At 32.4% G+C, this 18162-nt stretch carries 15 protein-coding genes, 1 riboswitch and 1 other annotated feature; of the genes, 12 read left to right on the top strand and 3 right to left on the bottom strand.

Annotation, left to right across the window (positions count from 1 at the left end; all coding sequences use genetic code 11):
* Window positions 1-174: 174 nt before the first annotated feature.
* The 3 genes from M1D66_RS14235 (at window position 175) to M1D66_RS14225 (ending at window position 4354) form a co-directional block, all read left to right on the top strand.
* Window positions 175-2301 carry a peptidoglycan D,D-transpeptidase FtsI family protein gene (locus tag M1D66_RS14235; protein WP_086385683.1) on the top strand — a complete coding sequence of 709 codons (2127 nt, stop codon included), beginning with the start codon at window positions 175-177 and terminating at the stop codon, window positions 2299-2301.
* Window positions 2302-2377: 76 nt separating this feature from the next.
* A complete protein-coding gene (gene lepB / locus M1D66_RS14230) occupies window positions 2378-2908 on the top strand; it encodes a signal peptidase I (protein WP_041183985.1) in 531 nt (176 codons plus the stop codon).
* A 258-nt stretch (window positions 2909-3166) separates the two neighbouring features.
* A complete protein-coding gene (locus M1D66_RS14225) occupies window positions 3167-4354 on the top strand; it encodes a macrolide family glycosyltransferase (RefSeq protein WP_000932164.1) in 1188 nt (395 codons plus the stop codon).
* A 90-nt stretch (window positions 4355-4444) separates the two neighbouring features.
* Here M1D66_RS14225 and M1D66_RS14220 read toward each other — a convergent pair whose 3' ends face one another.
* Window positions 4445-5125 (bottom strand): aspartate/glutamate racemase family protein, encoded by a 681-nt coding sequence (locus M1D66_RS14220; RefSeq protein ID WP_000864374.1) that lies wholly within the window; start codon window positions 5123-5125, stop codon window positions 4445-4447.
* A gap of 153 nt (window positions 5126-5278) precedes the next feature.
* Window positions 5279-5394: riboswitch (SAM riboswitch) on the top strand.
* Between the two features lie 140 nt (window positions 5395-5534).
* Here M1D66_RS14220 and M1D66_RS14215 point away from each other — a divergent pair.
* From M1D66_RS14215 to M1D66_RS14200, 4 genes are all read left to right on the top strand, one after another.
* On the top strand, window positions 5535-6083 hold the full coding sequence (locus M1D66_RS14215; RefSeq protein ID WP_086385685.1) for an ECF-type riboflavin transporter substrate-binding protein: 549 nt from the start codon (window positions 5535-5537) through the stop codon (window positions 6081-6083).
* A 10-nt stretch (window positions 6084-6093) separates the two neighbouring features.
* Complete coding sequence (locus M1D66_RS14210) at window positions 6094-7794, top strand: ABC transporter ATP-binding protein (protein WP_001182513.1); 1701 nt, start codon at window positions 6094-6096, stop codon at window positions 7792-7794.
* On the top strand, window positions 7787-8587 hold the full coding sequence (locus M1D66_RS14205) for an energy-coupling factor transporter transmembrane component T family protein (protein WP_086385686.1): 801 nt from the start codon (window positions 7787-7789) through the stop codon (window positions 8585-8587). Before M1D66_RS14210 ends, M1D66_RS14205 begins: the two co-directional genes overlap by 8 nt.
* A gap of 136 nt (window positions 8588-8723) precedes the next feature.
* Window positions 8724-8831 (top strand): YjcZ family sporulation protein, encoded by a 108-nt coding sequence (locus M1D66_RS14200; protein ID WP_000120182.1) that lies wholly within the window; start codon window positions 8724-8726, stop codon window positions 8829-8831.
* A 92-nt stretch (window positions 8832-8923) separates the two neighbouring features.
* On the opposite strand, the gene M1D66_RS14195 is transcribed toward M1D66_RS14200, so the two are convergent.
* Both M1D66_RS14195 and M1D66_RS14190 read right to left on the bottom strand, forming a co-directional pair.
* Window positions 8924-10192: a LytS/YhcK type 5TM receptor domain-containing protein gene (locus M1D66_RS14195; protein WP_086385687.1), complete on the bottom strand. Its 1269-nt coding sequence runs from the start codon at window positions 10190-10192 to the stop codon at window positions 8924-8926.
* A gap of 89 nt (window positions 10193-10281) precedes the next feature.
* Window positions 10282-11163, bottom strand: a complete 882-nt coding sequence (locus M1D66_RS14190) for a protein kinase domain-containing protein (protein WP_086385688.1) — start codon at window positions 11161-11163, stop codon at window positions 10282-10284.
* Window positions 11164-11290: 127 nt separating this feature from the next.
* Between M1D66_RS14190 and M1D66_RS14185 the strand changes: the two genes are divergently transcribed.
* The 5 genes from M1D66_RS14185 to M1D66_RS14165 all read left to right on the top strand — a co-directional run bounded on the left by M1D66_RS14185 (window position 11291) and on the right by M1D66_RS14165 (window position 17955).
* The gene (locus tag M1D66_RS14185) at window positions 11291-11797 is read left to right on the top strand and encodes a GrpB family protein (protein ID WP_242554538.1); all 507 of its coding nucleotides are present in this window, start codon (window positions 11291-11293) and stop codon (window positions 11795-11797) included.
* Window positions 11798-11962: 165 nt separating this feature from the next.
* The gene (locus M1D66_RS14180) at window positions 11963-12952 is read left to right on the top strand and encodes a zinc-binding dehydrogenase (protein ID WP_242554537.1); all 990 of its coding nucleotides are present in this window, start codon (window positions 11963-11965) and stop codon (window positions 12950-12952) included.
* 247 nt (window positions 12953-13199) lie between these two features.
* Window positions 13200-13799 (top strand): undecaprenyl-diphosphatase, encoded by a 600-nt coding sequence (locus M1D66_RS14175; RefSeq protein WP_001110132.1) that lies wholly within the window; start codon window positions 13200-13202, stop codon window positions 13797-13799.
* Between the two features lie 286 nt (window positions 13800-14085).
* On the top strand, window positions 14086-16224 hold the full coding sequence (locus M1D66_RS14170; RefSeq protein WP_001170938.1) for a penicillin-binding protein: 2139 nt from the start codon (window positions 14086-14088) through the stop codon (window positions 16222-16224).
* 175 nt (window positions 16225-16399) lie between these two features.
* Window positions 16400-16657, top strand: a binding site (T-box leader).
* 65 nt (window positions 16658-16722) lie between these two features.
* Complete coding sequence (locus M1D66_RS14165; protein ID WP_153595238.1) at window positions 16723-17955, top strand: MFS transporter; 1233 nt, start codon at window positions 16723-16725, stop codon at window positions 17953-17955.
* Window positions 17956-18162: the final 207 nt, after the last annotated feature.

Here is an 18162-nt window from a genome sequence, read left to right as displayed (position 1 = left end):
TTTTTATATTTAATTTAGTAAACTTTACCTTTTCTTTACCTTTGTTTTAATTTCTATTAAGTTTTAAACATTATATTAATATTTGTACAAAGTAATGTATAGAAATTGTACATTACTTTTAATATAGAAATGTGATTATTATTTGAAATATTGTAAGGAGGAGATTATGACAAGGTGAAAAAGCAAGAGAAGAAAAGTGGTAGAGTAGTACCTCTCCGGTTAAATATTTTATTCCTTTGTGTATTTTTATTATTTTCTGGCATTATTATTCAGTTAGGGAAAGTGCAAATTTTTGATGGAGAAACATATAAAAATGAAGTAGAGAAGAGAGAAAATGCAACCGTGGGCCTTTCTGTACCACGTGGGAAAATATTTGATCGTGAAGGAAATCCAGTAGTTGATAATAAGTCTTTACGTACGATTACATATACAAAGGTGAAAGGTGTAAAACAAGAAGAAATATTAAAATCAGCAAGACAACTTGCAGATATTATTGAAATGCCACAAGAAGATATAGATAAGTTAACTGAGACTGATAAGAAAGACTTTTGGATGCAATTAAATCCAGAACTTGCTCAAGACTTAGTATCAAAAAAAGAAATAGATAAGTTCCGAGATAAGGATATTACCGGAAAAGAGCTAGACAAAAAAATAGAAGATTTAAAAAGGAAGCGCGTTACAGAAAAAAATCTTCAAGAACTAACGGCTAAAGATATAGAAGTGTTAGCTATTAAAAGTAAAATGACCTCAGGTTTTCAAATGGCACCTCAAATTATTAAAAAGGACGTTAGTGAACAGGAATATGCGGTGATTAGTGAAAATTTAGCGAACCTTCCAGGGGTAGACGCATCAGTTGATTGGGAGAGAATCTATGTAAATGATGGATTATTCCGTTCTGTCCTTGGTAACGTTTCAAATGCTGATGAAGGATTGCCACGTGAACGATTAGATTATTATTTAGTGCGTGATTATAGCCGAAATGATAGAGTTGGCAAAAGTTATATCGAACAGCAATACGAAGATGTACTTCATGGTACAAAAAAAGAAGTAAGAAGCATTGCTGATAAACAAGGAAATACTATTAGAACGGAAACGGTTTCGGAAGGGAAAAGCGGTAAAAATTTAACTTTAACAATAGATATGGAATTGCAAAAAAAAGTAGAGGAGAGCATAGAAAAAATATTAAAACAATATAAAGGATCAGAATCAATGTTAGACCGTGCTTTCGTAGTAATGATGAATCCGAAAAATGGCCAAGTATTATCGATGGCTGGGAAAAGGCTTGTAGAAAAAGACGGGAAAATGGAAGTTGAAGATTATGCTTTAGGCACGCTGACAAGTTCATATGAGCTTGGATCAACGGTTAAAGGTGCGACAGTGTTAACAGGGTTTGAAACAAATGCAATAACTCCTGGAACACATTTTTATGATGCACCTATGAAATTTAAAGGAACTAAGGAAAAGAAGTCTTGGAAAAATTTTGGTGATATAGACGATCTAAGAGCGTTACAAGTTTCTTCAAACGTTTATATGTTTAATATAGCATTAAAAATTGCTGGCGTGGGTTATGTGAAAAATAGTTCACTAGATATTAAACAAGAATATTTTGATAAAATGAGGTATTATTTCAGGCAATTTGGACTAGGTGTACAAACTGGTATTGATTTACCAAATGAAACTGCAGGACAAATTGGAAGAAAAGATAATCAGCCTGGTTTCTTATTAGATTATTCTATTGGACAATATGATACGTATACACCACTTCAGCTTGCACAATATATTTCTACTATCGCAAATGGGGGGTATCGAATGAAGCCACAAATTGTTCAAGAGATTAGAGAACAAACCGTTCAAAAAGATGAGGTTGGTAAAGTAGTACAATCAATAGAACCCGTTGTTTTAAATAGAATCGATATGAAACAAGAATATATTAATCAAGTAAAAGAAGGATTTAGAAAAGTATTTCAAGAAGGAGATGGAACGGGAGTAAGAGCGTTCCAAAAAGCACCATATAAACCAGCTGGTAAAACAGGGACCGCACAAACTGTATATGGTGGAGAAAATGAAATTGGGCGAAATGCGAAAGGCGATCGTAGAGAATGTTATAACTTAACATTAGCTGGATATGCGCCATATGATGATCCAGAAGTAGCATTTTCTGTTGTAGTACCGTGGGTTGAAAATGATAAATCGGGCATTAACTCCGATATTGGAAAAGAAGTTTTAGATGCTTATTTTGATTTGAAAAATAAGCGATTAACTGGTGAAGCGCCAAAAACAGATGTCTCTAAAGAGAATTAAAATGTACGAAACGTCTCTAGCATTCCTGTAAACTAGAGGCGTTTTTATCTGGGAATAGATTAGAAATGAGGTATATATGAAGCTGTTTATTCTAAAATATTGGAGGAACATATGTAGCTACATATTCATTATAATAGGGGTTATTTTTATTAATAAGTCCTTTTTATTTTGTATGGTAGAAGGAATTTCGATGCAACCTACTTTGAATGAAAAAGATTATATACTTGTTAATAAGGTAAACGTCTGTTTATCGTCTTTTCATCATGGAGATGTTGTCATTATAAAAAAAGAAGACGAGCCTACTTACTATGTGAAACGAATTATTGGATTATCGGGGGATAACATACAACTAAAAGAGGATGAGGTATTTATTAACGGTAAAAAGCGTGATGAGTCGTATATACATTTAGATATGTCACAAGTATCCAATCGTTTTTCAAATTTTAGAGAAATAAAAGTTCCTACGCATAAATTATTTGTGTTAGGTGATAATCGTAATCATAGTAAAGATAGTAGGAATACACTTGGACTTATTGATGAATCAAATATAATAGGTAAAGTAGAAATGGTATTTTATCCATTTGATCATATAAAATGGATAAAATAATTCTATTAACGATTCACATTTTATAAAATAAATCATATATTGATAGCATAGGACAAGCAAAAACGCTTGTTCTAACCTCACAGAACACTCCTTATCACGGTTAGGCATCTACATAGGTAGATGCTTTTTTTATGTTGATGACTGAAAATTATTTATCAATATAATGTAGCAAGCATATTAGGACTATTAGGGGAAGATTACTTGTACAAATAACAGTATGCTTAATTAAAACAATGAAATGTAAGGAGTGAGGAATAAGTGCTAAATATTTTAGTGGTTAATTTTCCAGCAGAGGGACATGTAAACCCTACATTAAATTTAGTAAAAGCCTTTACTGAACGAGGGGATAACGTACATTATATTACAACGACAAACTTTAAGGATAGAATTGAAGATTTAGGAGCTACTGTACATACTCATCCGGATCTATTAAAAGAGATTTCTATTGATGCTGAAACCTCATCTGGGTTAAATGCTTTCTTTCATGTGCATGTTCAAACTTCTATATATATATTAGAAATTACGAAACAATTATGTAAAAGTATAAAATTTGATTTCGTAATGTATGATATATTTGGCGCAGGAGAGTTAGTAAAGGAGTATTTACAAGTTCCAGGTGTAGTGTCCTCACCTATATTTTTAATTCCGCCAGAATTTTTGAAGACATTACCTTTTCATCCAAATGCAGATATGCCATTCCAACCAGAGGAAATCTCTGAAAAATTACTAAATCAGATGGAACATAAATTTGGAGTAAAACCAAAGAATAATCTTCAATTTATGAATAATAAAGGTGATGTTTGTCTCGTATACACAAGTCGTTATTTCCAACCTAATAGCGAATCGTTCGGAGAAAATAACATTTTTATTGGACCGAGTATTTCAAAGCGTAAAACAAATATAAAATTCCCACTGGAATCACTTAAAGAAAAGAAAGTTATTTACATTTCAATGGGAACACTGCTTGAAGGACTCGAACCATTCTTTAATACTTGTATTGATACTTTTTCAGATTTTGATGGGATAGTTGTAATGGCAATTGGTGATAGAAATGATATTTCAAAAATAAAGCAAACGCCAGATAATTTTATAATTGCTCCATACGTACCTCAATCAGAAATATTAAATGAAGCAGATGTTTTTATTACACATGGCGGTATGAATAGCGTACACGATGCCATTCATTATAATGTCCCATTTGTAATAATACCGCATGATAAAGATCAGCCTATGATAGCGCAAAGATTAACTGAACTGGAAGCAGCACATAGACTATTGAAAGAACATGTTAATGTGTACACTTTAAAAGAGGCCGTAACAGATGTACTTTCAAATGAAAAGTATAAACATGGTATAAGAAAACTTAATGATAGCTTTTTAGAATGTGGTGGTTCAAAAGAAGCCATTGCAGTTATTGAATCTCTTTTAAATAAAGTAAAACTTTAATTGGTGGGGCTTTACTGCCTGCAAATAGCGGGATAAATAGTCGTAACTGTATACAAGCATAGAGGTTCTCACCTTTATGCTTGTGTATTCTTATCCAGCAAATTGTACAGCAGTATTTGCATGTAAAAAAGCAGTATCAAAAACGGGAACAGTAAGATCATTTTGGGAGATGAGTAAAGGTATTTCAGTGCAGCCTAATAATATACCTTCAGCGCCGTTTTGAATTAATGATTTTGTAATTTGTAATAACCTTTTTTTAGATGTTTCTGAAATGATCCCTCTACTTAATTCATCTAATATGACATGGTGGATAAAAGTTCTTTCCTCGTCATTTGGGATAATTGTCTCAATGTTATATTTCGCTAATCGTGATTTATAGAAATCTTGCTCCATCGTTTGTTTTGTTCCTAATAGTCCGATACGTTTTATATTCTGTTCTACCATTTCTTTAGCACTTACATCACCAATGTGAAGAAGCGGGATAGATATTGCTTGTTCTACCTCCTCGGCAAATAGATGTACAGTATTTGAACACATTAATAAACATTCAGCCCCAGATTTTTCAACTTTCTTTGCAACTGTAACTAGTTCATTTTTCACTTCTTCATATTGATAGTTTTGTAATAAAGTAGTTACTTCACCAAAGTCCATACTATATAAAATTAGCTTCGCATTTTGATCGTATTGAGAGAGTGTAAGTGTATTAATATGTTTATAGTATAATGATGTAGATTCCCAACTTAATCCTCCAATCAAACCAATAACTTTCATAATGCATTCCTCCCGAAACGATTTTGAATTCATTATTTCACAATTCCGATAAGAATACAATGATTTAAATGTGCTATTTAATAAAAAATAAAAATAGTAAGAAAAGTGTTGAAATTTACATTCTTTAGTGCCATAATACGAATTACAAATTAATACTTATCCAGAGAGGTGGAGGGAACGGCCCTAAGAAACCTCAGCAACCCCTATGCAATTTTATAGGAAGGTGCTAATTCCGCAGAGGACACGATGTGTTTTTTGAAAGATAAGAGGATTCTTGAAAGTGAAAGAAAATGACCTCTTATGTAAGAGGTCATTTTTTTGTTGTATAGAAAGGGAGTGTCGATGCATAATTCATTTTTAAATTAAATATAGAGTAATAAAAGTTGACTAATATGAGAGGGGAATTGTCATGAATAAATTATCAACAAAGTTAGTAGTAGCAATCGGTATTGGAGCAGCATTATACGGGATATTAGGACTTTGGGGATTTTCTATTGCACCGAATACATTTATTAAACCAGCATTAGCTATATTAACTGTTTTTGGAGCATTATTTGGTCCAGTGGCAGGACTGTTAATTGGACTTATCGGTCATACCGTAACAGATACGATTGCTGGATGGGGTATTTGGTGGGGATGGGTTATTAGTTCAGGAATTATTGGTTTTTCAATGGGGCTTATTCAAAAAAGAGTTGGTTTTAGTGTGAAAAACGGGTCGTTTAACAAGGGAGATATTTCTTATTTAGCAATTACTGGGCTAGTTGGTATTGTCATTGCTATTATATTTGCTGGGGCATTCGATATTATTGTGATGGGAGAACCATTTGACAAAATTGTTATCCAAGTATTAGGAGCAACAATTTCCGATGTCATCGTTTTCTTAATACTTGGATTGCCACTTACAATTGGTTTGGCGAAATCCAATAAGAAACATACACATTTAAAAATTGAAAAGTAGGGATGTTAACATGCAACCAATTATTTCGTTTGAACAATTCACCTTTCAATATGGGCATGCTGCGCAGCCTACTTTAAGTGATATTACCTTTCATATATACCCTGGGGAAAAAGTATTAATTGCTGGACGAAGTGGTTCAGGAAAGTCGACATTAGCTCATTGTATAAATGGGCTAATCCCATTTTCTTACGAAGGGAATAGCACAGGTAACGTTTTAATTGCCGGTAAAGACCCAAGGGAAGGAAGTATTTTTGAACAAAGTAAACAGGTAGGAACAATTTTACAAGATCAAGATGCTCAATTTATTGGTCTGACAGTAGAAGAAGATGTAGCTTTTTATTTAGAAAATGAATGTGTAAAGCAAGATAACATGAAAAAGATTGTTTCGGACTCATTAAGAAAGGTGAAGATGCATACGTTTCATAAACAAAGTCCACATGAATTATCAGGAGGTCAAAAGCAAACAGTTTCTCTTGCTGGTTTATTAACAACGAATGCGGATATATTATTGTTCGATGAACCATTAGCGAACTTAGATCCACTAAGCGCCATACATACGATAGAACTTATGAAAGATATACATGAGCAGTATAATAAAACGATTGTTATTATCGAACATAGGATAGAAGAAATTTTAAAACTGGATTTAGACAAAGTTATATTAATTGATGAAGGTAAAGTCATTGCGATGGGAACACCAAAAGAAATCTTAGCGTCAAATATATTACCACGTATTGGCTTAAGAGAGCCTATTTACATCGAAGCATTAAAGAGATTACATTTTGATCGTAATAATGACGTAATATATCCAATGGAAAACCTTCAAAAAGAAAAGGTAAGCAACGTTATAAAAGAGTGGATGGAGAAACAAGTCATATTAGAAAGGAATGCTAAAAACAAGGAATTACTTAAAGTGGAGAATTTATCATTTTCATATCCTAATAAACAAAAAGTATTAGAAAATGTAAACCTTTTAATATATGAAGGAGAAATTGTGGCACTGTTAGGACATAATGGAGCAGGGAAATCAACATTAGCTCATAGTCTTATAGGTATAAACAAAATGAAAAATGGGAAAATTTCGTTAAAAGGTGAAGATATTAGTTCTTGGTCTATTCGTAAACGTGGGGAAATCATATCTTACGTGATGCAAAATCCAAATCATATGATTACACAGTCTACTGTTTTTGAAGAAGTTTCATTTACATTAACATTACATAATTTTTCTAAGGAAGAAATTAAGAATAAAGTAGAAGGGATTTTAAAAATTTGTGGTTTATATCCATTTCGTAATTGGCCAATTCAAGCACTAAGCTATGGGCAAAAAAAGAGACTAACAATCGCATCTGTATTAACAACAAATCCTAAGCTTATCATATTAGATGAACCGACAGCGGGACAAGATTATTATCATTATAAACAATTTATGTCGTTTATTAAAAACCTAGCTAAAAAGGGAATTTCATTTGTTTTTATCACTCACGATATGAATCTCGCGCTAGAATATACAGACCGTGCAGTAGTTCTACATGAAGGGAAAATTATTGCGGATAATACAGTGTTTGATGTATTAGGCGATCAAGAAACGTTGCAAAGAGCCAACTTAAGAGAGAGTTCTTTAACCAAGCTTGTTAAATTTAGTGGGATTGCATGTCCAGAAAAATTTATGGAGCTTTATTTAGACAGTAATAGGAGGGAGGAAGGTGCATAGTACATATTTTCATCGTATGGATGGGTTAGTGAAATTGTTTTTATTTATTTTTTGTATGACGCTTACTTTTTTGTTTTTTGATTTTCGGGTGTTACTAATATTATTTATTATTGGGTGTATCGGACTCAGCATTGCTAAAATTCCATTTCGTAAAATTTTAATTGTTTTTAGTGTCATATTTACATTTAGTTTATTAAACTCTGTCATGATTTTATTTATTACACCAACTCATGGATCTGAATTAACTGAATCATATACCGCGTTTTTACATGTTGGATATGCAACGATTACATATGAAACATTATTTTATGCAGCTACACTTTCATTAAAGTATTTTACGTTATTACCATTTACACTTCTTTTTATTTACACGACAGATCCAAGCGAATTTGTAAGTAGCTTAAGTAAACTTGGTATTCATTATAAGATTACATATGCAATAAATATTGCACTACGTTATATTCCTGACATCCAGTCTGAGTATAAAATTATTAAACACGCGCAAGAAGCGAGAGGAGTGGCTTTTGAAAAAGGAGAAGCAAGTTTATGGGTTCGTATGAAGAACCGTGTTTTAATTTTCTGGCCACTAATCATTCATTCTCTAGAAAGAATAGATACGGTTTCAAATGCAATGGATTTAAGAGGATTTGGAAAGAAGGATAAACGTACATGGTTTTATACAAGTAAGGCGAAACGTGAAGATTTCATTGCTTTATTTGCCGGTATTTTCATATTTATTGTTGCGGTATATTTAAAATTAAACGTATTTCAAAACTTTTGGTATCCATTTTAAAGTACTCTTTAAACGAGTGCTTTTACTAATTTTTATGTAGACATGCTCAAAAAAGGGATATATACATAATGTATAATACGAACCAGTTAAAATGATCAACTACCTATTAGTTTTCAAACCAAAAGGAGGAGAAAATATGAGTTACGGTGGTTCTTGTGGTTTTGGTGGAGGTTTCGCTTTACTAGTTGTGTTATTCATTCTATTAATAATTGTAGGATGCAGCTGCTGGGGCGGAGGATACTAATTTTTAATTAGTCTTCACAAATGTAAACTAAAAAAACATTGAAGATACTTATGTATCGAAACAAATAAAAAAGGAGCAACTATGCTCCTTTTTTATTTGTCTAAATGCGTATTCTTACTATATTTCGGGAACGTAATCGTTAAAGTCGTTCCTTTACTAACGATACTTCGGATTTTTAAACTTCCATGCATCGTCTCAATAATCTTAACAGCAACCATTGTACCTAAACCAGTTCCTTTTGTTTTTGTACTAAAATACGGTTCACCGAATCGATGTATTTGCTCCTGTGACATTCCAACTCCGCTATCTTCAATTCGTATTTCAACTTTACTATTATTGATAGATGAGGAAATATTTAAGGTACCACCATTAGGCATTGCTTCAATACTGTTTTTTATTAAGTTTAAAAAACATTGTTGAAAGTGCTGTTTATTACCAACAATGGTTGCCTCAGAAAAATCCTGTGTAATATGTATCGTATTCATATTACACAATGGCAATATCATATTAATAACTCGATTTAACTCTTGTTTTACTGAAATTTGATCTAATTTTTCTGGAGCAGGTTTGGCAAACGTTAAGTAATCATCGATAATTTCTTGGGCACGATTTAACTCTTCAAGTATATGTTTAATATATTCGTCTCTTGATTCAGGAGTTAAATTTGGTGTTTTTAAAAGCTGTGTAAATCCTTTTACAACCGTTAAGGGATTCCTTACTTCGTGCGATATACTTGCAGCGAGTTGGCTAACAATCTCCATTTTTTCCATTTTAATTAATTTAGAGCGCATTAATACAGCATCTTTTATAACTTCATTTATATAAACAATAAATAACATTAAAGTAGTCGGTAATACCATGAAATAAATAATATACAAATTATTTACTTCAAAATCTGATAAAGTTAATACAATTAAAGTTGTAAATATTGCTAGGAAAAAGGTTAAAAACATGGAAAAAGCTACTTTAAGTTTTCTATTATATGTATTAAATTTTGAAGATGCGAGTGCTGTAACGATGAACATTATTCCGTAAACAACGACTGTTAGCATGTTAAAGCCATAAAATAAAACTCTTGTAATTAATAAAATTGTAAACAATATGATACCGACAGGGAATCCACCATAAAGCGTACCTATTATGACCGGAATTTGTCTTAAATCATGAATACAACTTTCATCCATATAGATAGGGTATCGCATACATAAAATAAGCGGGATACTAGAACAAAGGGTAATCAGTAATATTTTGTATTTTTTCAAATAATGCCTGCTATCATATATGAAATAAAAAACAAATATACTACATAGAATGTATAGAAGATTATTTAATACGTTTTGATTAATATAAACAAAGTCCATAATATTTGCCTCGTTATTCTGAATTTCCTTTTCATATGTATTATACATGATAATAGTATAAACTCTATATTTCTTTTAATAATTTAGGGTTATATCCTTTCCGCATTATTCGCTTTTAACCACGCTTCATAGAATTCTATAACTGATGCATACCGTTCTGCTCGAGTGGCATTTACAGCGCGATACGCTACCTCATATAATTCCTTACTTGCTTCCCATTTTATAAAAGAACGATCTTTTTCACCGCCTAAAAGTGAGAAAGCCATTGCTCCCATATTAAATACATTTGTTCTTTCATCAATTGTTGCGTTTAGTTCAAATTCCTCTGGTGACATAAAACGGGAGGAACCCCATAGCCGGCCCATTCTATTTATGTAAGGTTTCTTACTGTATAAATCTATATCACAAATTTTTGTTTCGTTTGTATTAAAATTATATAAAATACTACCGTCATAAAAATCTATTGCTACATAGTTTTTCTTTTCTACATAACTATGGAAAGAAAAAATGGAATGTAAGGAATGAATTCGTTCTATAGCAGATAAATGCCTAAATTTATAAAATGGTGAGTTTGGATTTTTATATTTTTCAGGAGGTGGGAAACTCCAATGCGAATGAAGACATTCACCATCAAACCAATCGAAAATTAATACATATCCAGATTGGACTGAAAAATGATTAATTAGTCTTATGAGCGATTCATGCTTTAAATCTTCATAGATAGTAACTGAATTTTTTAGCCTTTTAATAGCATCACCCGTTGTTCCTTCATATGCAATTGTTTGTGCTCCTGCGTATTTGATAAATTTCTTATGCCCATCTTTTTCTACACCAAAACTTATATTCCCTGAATCTTGCTGGTCAAAAACTGCAAATACGGTCCCTAATTTAATAAGCCAATCAAAATTATGATATTCTTTTAATTGGAATGTTACGTTATTTAACTGAATTTCGACGGAATTATCTTTCATAGATTACCTCACATTTAATATAATTAAGTTGTACATTCCACTATTCGACATATTTTATAGAAATCCTATGCTAACAACATAAAATTTTATAAATATAATGATAAACACTTATAGAGAGGTGAGTATAATGGATCAACAAATTGTTATTAAACCGTATCAAAAAGACTGGGTTGAAGAGTATATAAAAGAAGAAGAGAAATTCTGTTCCTTGTTAGGACAAGAAATAATCGCTGTTGAACATATAGGGAGCACAGCAGTAGAAGGATTAGGAGCTAAACCTCTTATTGATATGATGATTGGCGTAACAGACTTACAAATTACTGAAAACTGGATTGAAGTTCTATCGGAAATTGGATATGAGTATGTTACAAAAGATGCAACCAATTGGCGTTTTTTTAGAAAGGGAAGATGGAGAGCGGGTACTCATCATTTGCATATTTATATTTATAACAGCGATGAGTGGAGAAACAATATTTTATTTCGTGACTTTCTAATAAGCCATGAATGGGCACGTAAAGAATATAGAGAATTAAAGGAGAGGCTTGCTATTACATATGCTTTTGATCGTGTTTCATATACAAAGGCAAAAGCGCCGTTTATTCGAAAAATATTAGAATTGGCTAGAACTCAATGAATTTATAGATTCTGATCTAACTAGTTTTGAAACCTCTTCCTATACTTTTTATAGGGAGGGGATTTTTTTCATAACAAAATATATAATTTCTAATTATTGGAGGCAAACTATTTTATTTATTTTGATATTTCTAGTACATTGGAAATATTAAGGGGGAATTAAGCAATGAAAGCTATTGTACATCAATATGAAAAAGGATTAGAGGGGTTAGAATATAAATTTTCACCTGAGATAAGTCCTAATGCAGGTGAAGTAAAAATAAAGTTAAAAGCTGCAGGGTTAAATCATAGGGATTTATTTATTATAAACAATAGAAAAGAAATGGATCTACCATTAGTAATAGGTTCAGATGGCTCAGGAATTGTTACAGAAATAGGAGAAGGAGTTTCAAATATTACACTACATACAGAAGTTATTATTAATCCTAGTATTGGATGGGAACATGCTACTGAAGTACCGGAGTTACCGGAAGTGCTAGGTGGACCGAAAGATGGAACGTTTGCTGAATATGTAATTGTACCAGCTGAAAATGTAGTAGAAAAGCCGTCATATCTTACTTGGGAAGAATCAGGTGTTTTATCTTTATCCGCATTAACTGCATATAGGGCGCTTTTTACAAAAGGGAGATTGAAGTGCGGCGAACACGTTTTAATTCCGGGAATAGGCGGTGGTGTTGCTACATTTGCCATGTTATTCGCGAAAGCAATTGGCGCAAAAGTGAGTGTTACTTCAAGGGTAGAGAATAAAAGGGAACTTGCTGCAAAATATGGTGCAGATATTTCTTTTCATAGTGCCGGAAATTGGGAAGAGAGCTTACAAGGTGAAAAAGTAGATTTAATAATAGATAGTATAGGTCCAGCAACTTTTTTGAAATATTTTGATGTATTAAAACCAAACGGAAGAATCGTGAATTTTGGTGCAAGCTCAGGAGATAAAATTGAATTACCATTACGCGCGCTATTTTACAATCAAATTGATATTATGGGAACATCCATGGGTAGCCGTGAGGAATTTAATGAGATGATAAAGTTTATAGAAAAACATCAAATTAAACCAATTATTGATAAAGTTTACTCGTTAGAAGAAGCAATTCGAGCGCTAAGCCGTATGGAACTTGGAGAACAATTTGGAAATATTGTACTTCAAATGAATTAAAAAATATGATTTTGCAATTAGTATATTTAAATGAACATGTTATGTATTCCAAACATGAAAAAAATACGAATCGCCTTATTATAAAGGTTTACGAACTTTATATATAAATAGCGTATAAAATTTGCTTTATAATTGTCACATGAGTAATAGTAAAATGAGAATTAGATGAGAAAAGTTTAAGCCCATTTTCATAATGGTATTGTATACTGTGTAAATCAAGAACACTTGTAAGTAGGGAGAGAGTATTATGAATTACACAGTATTTCAGTGGTTTAATAATTTTGCTGATTCATCTAAACTATTAGATACGTTAATGGTTTCTATTACAAATAGCGCTGCATACGTAGCCATTTTATTTATGTTTATCTTATGGTTTAATAATGGAAAGAAAGAGAATGCAATTAGAAAACAATATACAGTTTTATATACGACACTTTCGGTTATTATTGCATTAGTAGTAAATGTTCTTATACATGCGGTATATTACCATCCGCGTCCGTTTGTATCACATGATGTACATCAATTAGTACCACACGTAGCAGATTCATCATTCGTTAGTGATCATTCTGTACTTGTATTTTCAATCGCCTTCGTATTTATTCTTAGAGGAGAAAAACTGAAATATATCGCGCTATTATGGGCAGTGTTAGTTGGTATATCACGTATGTATGTAGGTGTTCATTATCCTTTAGATATACTTGGTGCAGCTTTCATAACACTTGTTACGAGCGGTTTAGTAATGCAAAGTACACGTATGTTTGAACCAATAGCGAAATTCGTATTCAAAATGTATGCATTAGTAGCGAGACGAATTCCTTTCTTAGCAAAATATAACCATATCGCATAATTTACTATAAAAAGTTCCCCTTTGGACATCCAGAGGGGAATTTTTTATAGTAAATACGAAAAGAGTTTAGAGTGCTCTGTAATTAAGTTGCACGGATTAATATTCTGAAATTTCACGCACCGTATTTAAAATATATAAAATAATGAAACAAAATAACAATAGCTAGTTTTGCATTGTTTTAAAGGAATTAAAAAGAAAACTTCGAAACATATAGTATCACAAACAAAAAATACAAATTTCAAACCGCATCTTCGTACGAATCCATTCCAAAAGAGAGGAGATAAGCATGCAAAAACTTCAAACGAATAAAGGCGCTCGATATATGATGATTGCTTTTATTATTTTGTTTCTTATTATGATTTTGCGTATATTCTATATTCAGGCAGTAGGAGTCGTGCATAATGTGAATGTAAAGGATCTCGCGAATGAACAACATAATAAAAAAGGTGTTTTAGAAGCAAATCGTGGTACTATCTATGACCAAACAGGAAAGGTGTTAGTACAAGATTCTACAACGTATCGAGTTGTTGTGAATTTAAAAGGAAAAGATAAAGTGAAAAATAAAGATGAAACCGCACAACAATTAGCCGATGCGCTTGAAATTGATAAAGAAGAAGTATTAAAAAACTTTCATGAAGGGCGTACGCAAGTTGAAATTGGGAAAATTGGACGAAACTTATCTAGGGAAAAGAAGGAAAAAATTAATGATTTAAAAATACCAGGTGTATCTTTTATGTCGGAAAAAGCAAGAGTGTATCCGAATGAAGACTTTGCATCCTATATACTTGGTTTTGCTAGACCAGATGATAAAGGGAATACGGAGGGAAAGTTTGGGCTTGAAAAGAGTTTGGATAAATATTTGCGCTCTACAAACGGGAATATAGAATATGTGGGTACACGAAGAGGGATTCCGCTTACAAATGATATAGGTAAAGTAGAACCTGCTAAAAATGGAAATAACGTATATTTAACACTTGATAAACAAATTAATAGCTTTTTAGAAGAAGCGATGAACAAAGCACAAGAGCATTATGATCCGTCTATGTTAATTGGAATTATTGCTGATCCAAAAACAGGAAAGGTTTTAGCGATGTCTAGTAAACCTAGTTACAATCCTAATGTAGGTGATATCGAATACTTTTTAAATGATCCGATTGCAAATGCATATGAACCAGGTTCAACAATGAAAGTTTTTACGTTAGCGGCTGCCATTAATGAAGGTGTATATAACGGCAAAGAATATTTTCAATCTGGAAAATATTCCGTTGGTTCATCTGATATAAAAGATCATAATGGTGGATTTGGATGGGGATCAATTACATTTGATGAAGGTTTTGAAAGGTCATCAAACGTAGCTTTTTCTATTTTAGAAGATCAGTTACTGAAACCAAATAAATTTAAGCAATATATGAATAAATTTGGATTCAATCAAAAAACAGGAATAGATTTACCTGGAGAAAGTAAAAATACTTTATTATTAAATACGCAAATTCAACAGGTTACAACTTCTTTTGGTCAAGGTTCTACAGTAACTCCGATTCAATTAATCCAAGCGGCTACTGCTATAGCAAATGACGGGAAAATGATGCAACCATATATCGTTGATAAAGTTGTAAATCCAACAAACAAACAAGTTATTATGGAAAATCAACCGAAAGAAATTGGGAATCCGATAAAAAAAGAAACAGCGGACAAAGTTAGAAGCTTAATGGAGCGTGTTATAACATCTTCAAAAGGAACTGGTACAATGTATAAAGTGGATGGTTATCCAATTGGAGGTAAGACAGGAACAGCACAAATACCGAATCCTGAAAACGGCCGATATATGGAAGGGAAAGAGAATTACATTTTCTCCTTTTTAGGAATGGCTCCAATTGATGATCCGGAGTTAATCGTATACTTAGCTATTAAGCAGCCAAAGTTAAAAGGAGATGAGTATGGAGCTCAGCCTCTTGCTGAAATATTTAAACCTGTTACAAAAAACAGCCTTGAATATTTAAAGGTGAAACCGTATACAGAAAAACAAATAGCTGATGCAACGAAACAATCACAATTAAAAGTACAAAATTATGTAAATCAATCGATGGGTACAGCAGAAAAAAGTGTAGAAAAAGAGAAGCTACAGCCAATAATTTTAGGAGAAGGAAAAATAATAAAACAATATCCACAGTCTGGCGAGGTCATGAGTGAAGGGGATCGTATATTTTTATTGGGGAATAACGCACAAATGCCAAATATAAAAGGTTGGTCCATGCGTGATGTTATGTATTTCTCTAAGCTTTTGAAATTAGATTTGAAAACTTCTGGTACGGGTTATGTAACGAGCCAAAGTATTGAAAAAGGACAAGATTTACAAGAAGGAGATACACTAGAACTAGAATTAGAACCGCCGTTACAACCTTTAACAGAGGCGAATACGAATTAATTCGGGCATTTGGAAGGAGCTATATGCAAATAGCTCTTTCTTTAGAGCTGTAAGTAATTTCACGCACCGTAATTTTTAGAAAAAATAATAAATAAGAGAACTAACAGTGAAACGCTATTAAATATCTGATTATTGTTTATTTACAGTTAAAAGTATATGTGATAATATGGAAAAAATAAATGCAGTGAAGAGAAGAGTAAATAAAATGAATTTTTCACAGAGAGCTCCATTTAGCTGAAAAGGAGTAAAAATTCTTTATTGAACCAAGCCTCTGAGCAGCACATCGGAACCTATTATTAGGGGATGGTGTGACGGGAGCTCCCGTTATAGAGCTAAGGTATAAGCATGAAAATAATGCAGTACCTGATAAGGTTAATATGGCGACATATTAATAAACTAGGGTGGCACCGCGATGATAAATCTCGTCCCTAAGACTAAAAGTCTTGGGGGTGGGATTTTTTTATTGTTTTAAAACAATTTGGAAAGCGGGGGCCAAAAATGAAGAACTTACTTAAAGATTGGAAATATCCTTTATTACTATTGTCCGGAGTTGGTATTGCGAATTTAGGGGCATGGATTTACTTAATAGCACTGAATGTACTTGTCTATAATATGGGTGGCTCAGCCTTAGCTGTTGCTACTTTATATGTAATAAAACCATTAGCCATTTTATTTACAAACGCTTGGTCTGGGAGTATGATTGATCGTTTAAATAAACGGAAATTAATGATTCACCTCGATATATATCGTGCGTTATTTATCGCTATTTTACCTTTACTTCCGTCACTTTGGATTGTTTATGTATTCGTATTCTTTATAAGTATGGCCAGTGCAATTTATGAGCCAACTGCTATGACGTATATGACGAAATTAATTCCAGTAGAGCGAAGACAGCGTTTCAACTCACTACGCAGTTTAATAGGATCTGGTGCATCACTAATTGGACCAGCAGTAGCGGGGGGATTATTAATTGCGAGTACACCAGAGTATGCTATATATATAAATGCTATAGCATTTCTCTTATCAGGATTCATTACATTACTTTTACCTAATCTTGATAAGAAAGAAGCTTCGGATACAACAAGTAATACATTATCTCTTACAGTATTAAAAAAAGATTGGAACACTGTTATAAATTTTAGTAGAAAACATGTGTATGTCGTATGTGTGTATTTCTTATTTCAAAGTATGTTCGTATTAGCAACTGCTACTGATTCACTTGAACTATCGTTTGCGAAAGAGGTATTACTACTAACAGATAGTGAATACGGTTTTCTAGTTAGTATAGCTGGTGCAGGATTTATTTTAGGTGCCATAACAAATACAATTTTATCAAAGAAATTAGCACCTTCATTTCTAATTGGAATAGGATCATTATTCATCGCAATTGGTTATATAATTTATGCTTTTTCAAATGTATTTTTAATAGCTGCTATTGGATTCTTTATTTTATCTTTCTCTATGGCATATGCAAATACAGGATTTTATACATTTTACCAAAATAACGTTCCCGTTCATATAATGGGACGGATCGGGAGTATATATGGACTTGTTATTGCGTTAGTAACAATCTTTATTACAATATTATCTGGTGTTGCGACTCAGTTCATTTCTATACAACTTGTAGTTATTGTAGGTTCATTGATCATGTTATTTATTACTATTGTCTTGTGTGTGTTTACTTTATTCCCATCACAATCTAAGTTGTATTCTACTGAATCAATAAAGTGAAACTTTAATCAGGGGGGCATCCTCCGCTGATTATTAGCCCTCACCAATCGGGCTTTTACGGGCAGCAGGGCCCCTACCTCATTTCTTTGCTTCTACTGAATTTTGAGATGGGGGTCTTACTGCTCATAAATAGCGGGATAACTTCGAAATGAACTTTGTGTTCTCATTAACAATTTATCGTATTTAATAAGAGGGTTCTTTCCTCTT

The organism is Bacillus sp. PK6-16, from assembly GCF_056530295.1.
This window is presented reverse-complemented; position numbering and strand designations above follow the sequence as displayed.

Excerpts from the sequence above, each read along its gene's own strand:
- M1D66_RS14180 (WP_242554537.1), top strand. The coding sequence starts at position 11,963 with ATGAAAGCTATTGTACATCAATATGAAAAAGGATTAGAGGGGTTAGAA.
- M1D66_RS14220 (WP_000864374.1), bottom strand. The coding sequence starts at position 5,125 with ATGAAAGTTATTGGTTTGATTGGAGGATTAAGTTGGGAATCTACATCA.
- M1D66_RS14175 (WP_001110132.1), top strand. The coding sequence starts at position 13,200 with ATGAATTACACAGTATTTCAGTGGTTTAATAATTTTGCTGATTCATCT.
- M1D66_RS14170 (WP_001170938.1), top strand. The coding sequence starts at position 14,086 with ATGCAAAAACTTCAAACGAATAAAGGCGCTCGATATATGATGATTGCT.
- M1D66_RS14210 (WP_001182513.1), top strand. The coding sequence starts at position 6,094 with ATGCAACCAATTATTTCGTTTGAACAATTCACCTTTCAATATGGGCAT.
- M1D66_RS14185 (WP_242554538.1), top strand. The coding sequence starts at position 11,291 with ATGGATCAACAAATTGTTATTAAACCGTATCAAAAAGACTGGGTTGAA.
- M1D66_RS14165 (WP_153595238.1), top strand. The coding sequence starts at position 16,723 with ATGAAGAACTTACTTAAAGATTGGAAATATCCTTTATTACTATTGTCC.
- M1D66_RS14215 (WP_086385685.1), top strand. The coding sequence starts at position 5,535 with ATGAATAAATTATCAACAAAGTTAGTAGTAGCAATCGGTATTGGAGCA.
- M1D66_RS14200 (WP_000120182.1), top strand. The coding sequence starts at position 8,724 with ATGAGTTACGGTGGTTCTTGTGGTTTTGGTGGAGGTTTCGCTTTACTA.
- M1D66_RS14190 (WP_086385688.1), bottom strand. The coding sequence starts at position 11,163 with ATGAAAGATAATTCCGTCGAAATTCAGTTAAATAACGTAACATTCCAA.
- M1D66_RS14195 (WP_086385687.1), bottom strand. The coding sequence starts at position 10,192 with ATGGACTTTGTTTATATTAATCAAAACGTATTAAATAATCTTCTATAC.
- lepB (WP_041183985.1), top strand. The coding sequence starts at position 2,378 with ATGAAGCTGTTTATTCTAAAATATTGGAGGAACATATGTAGCTACATA.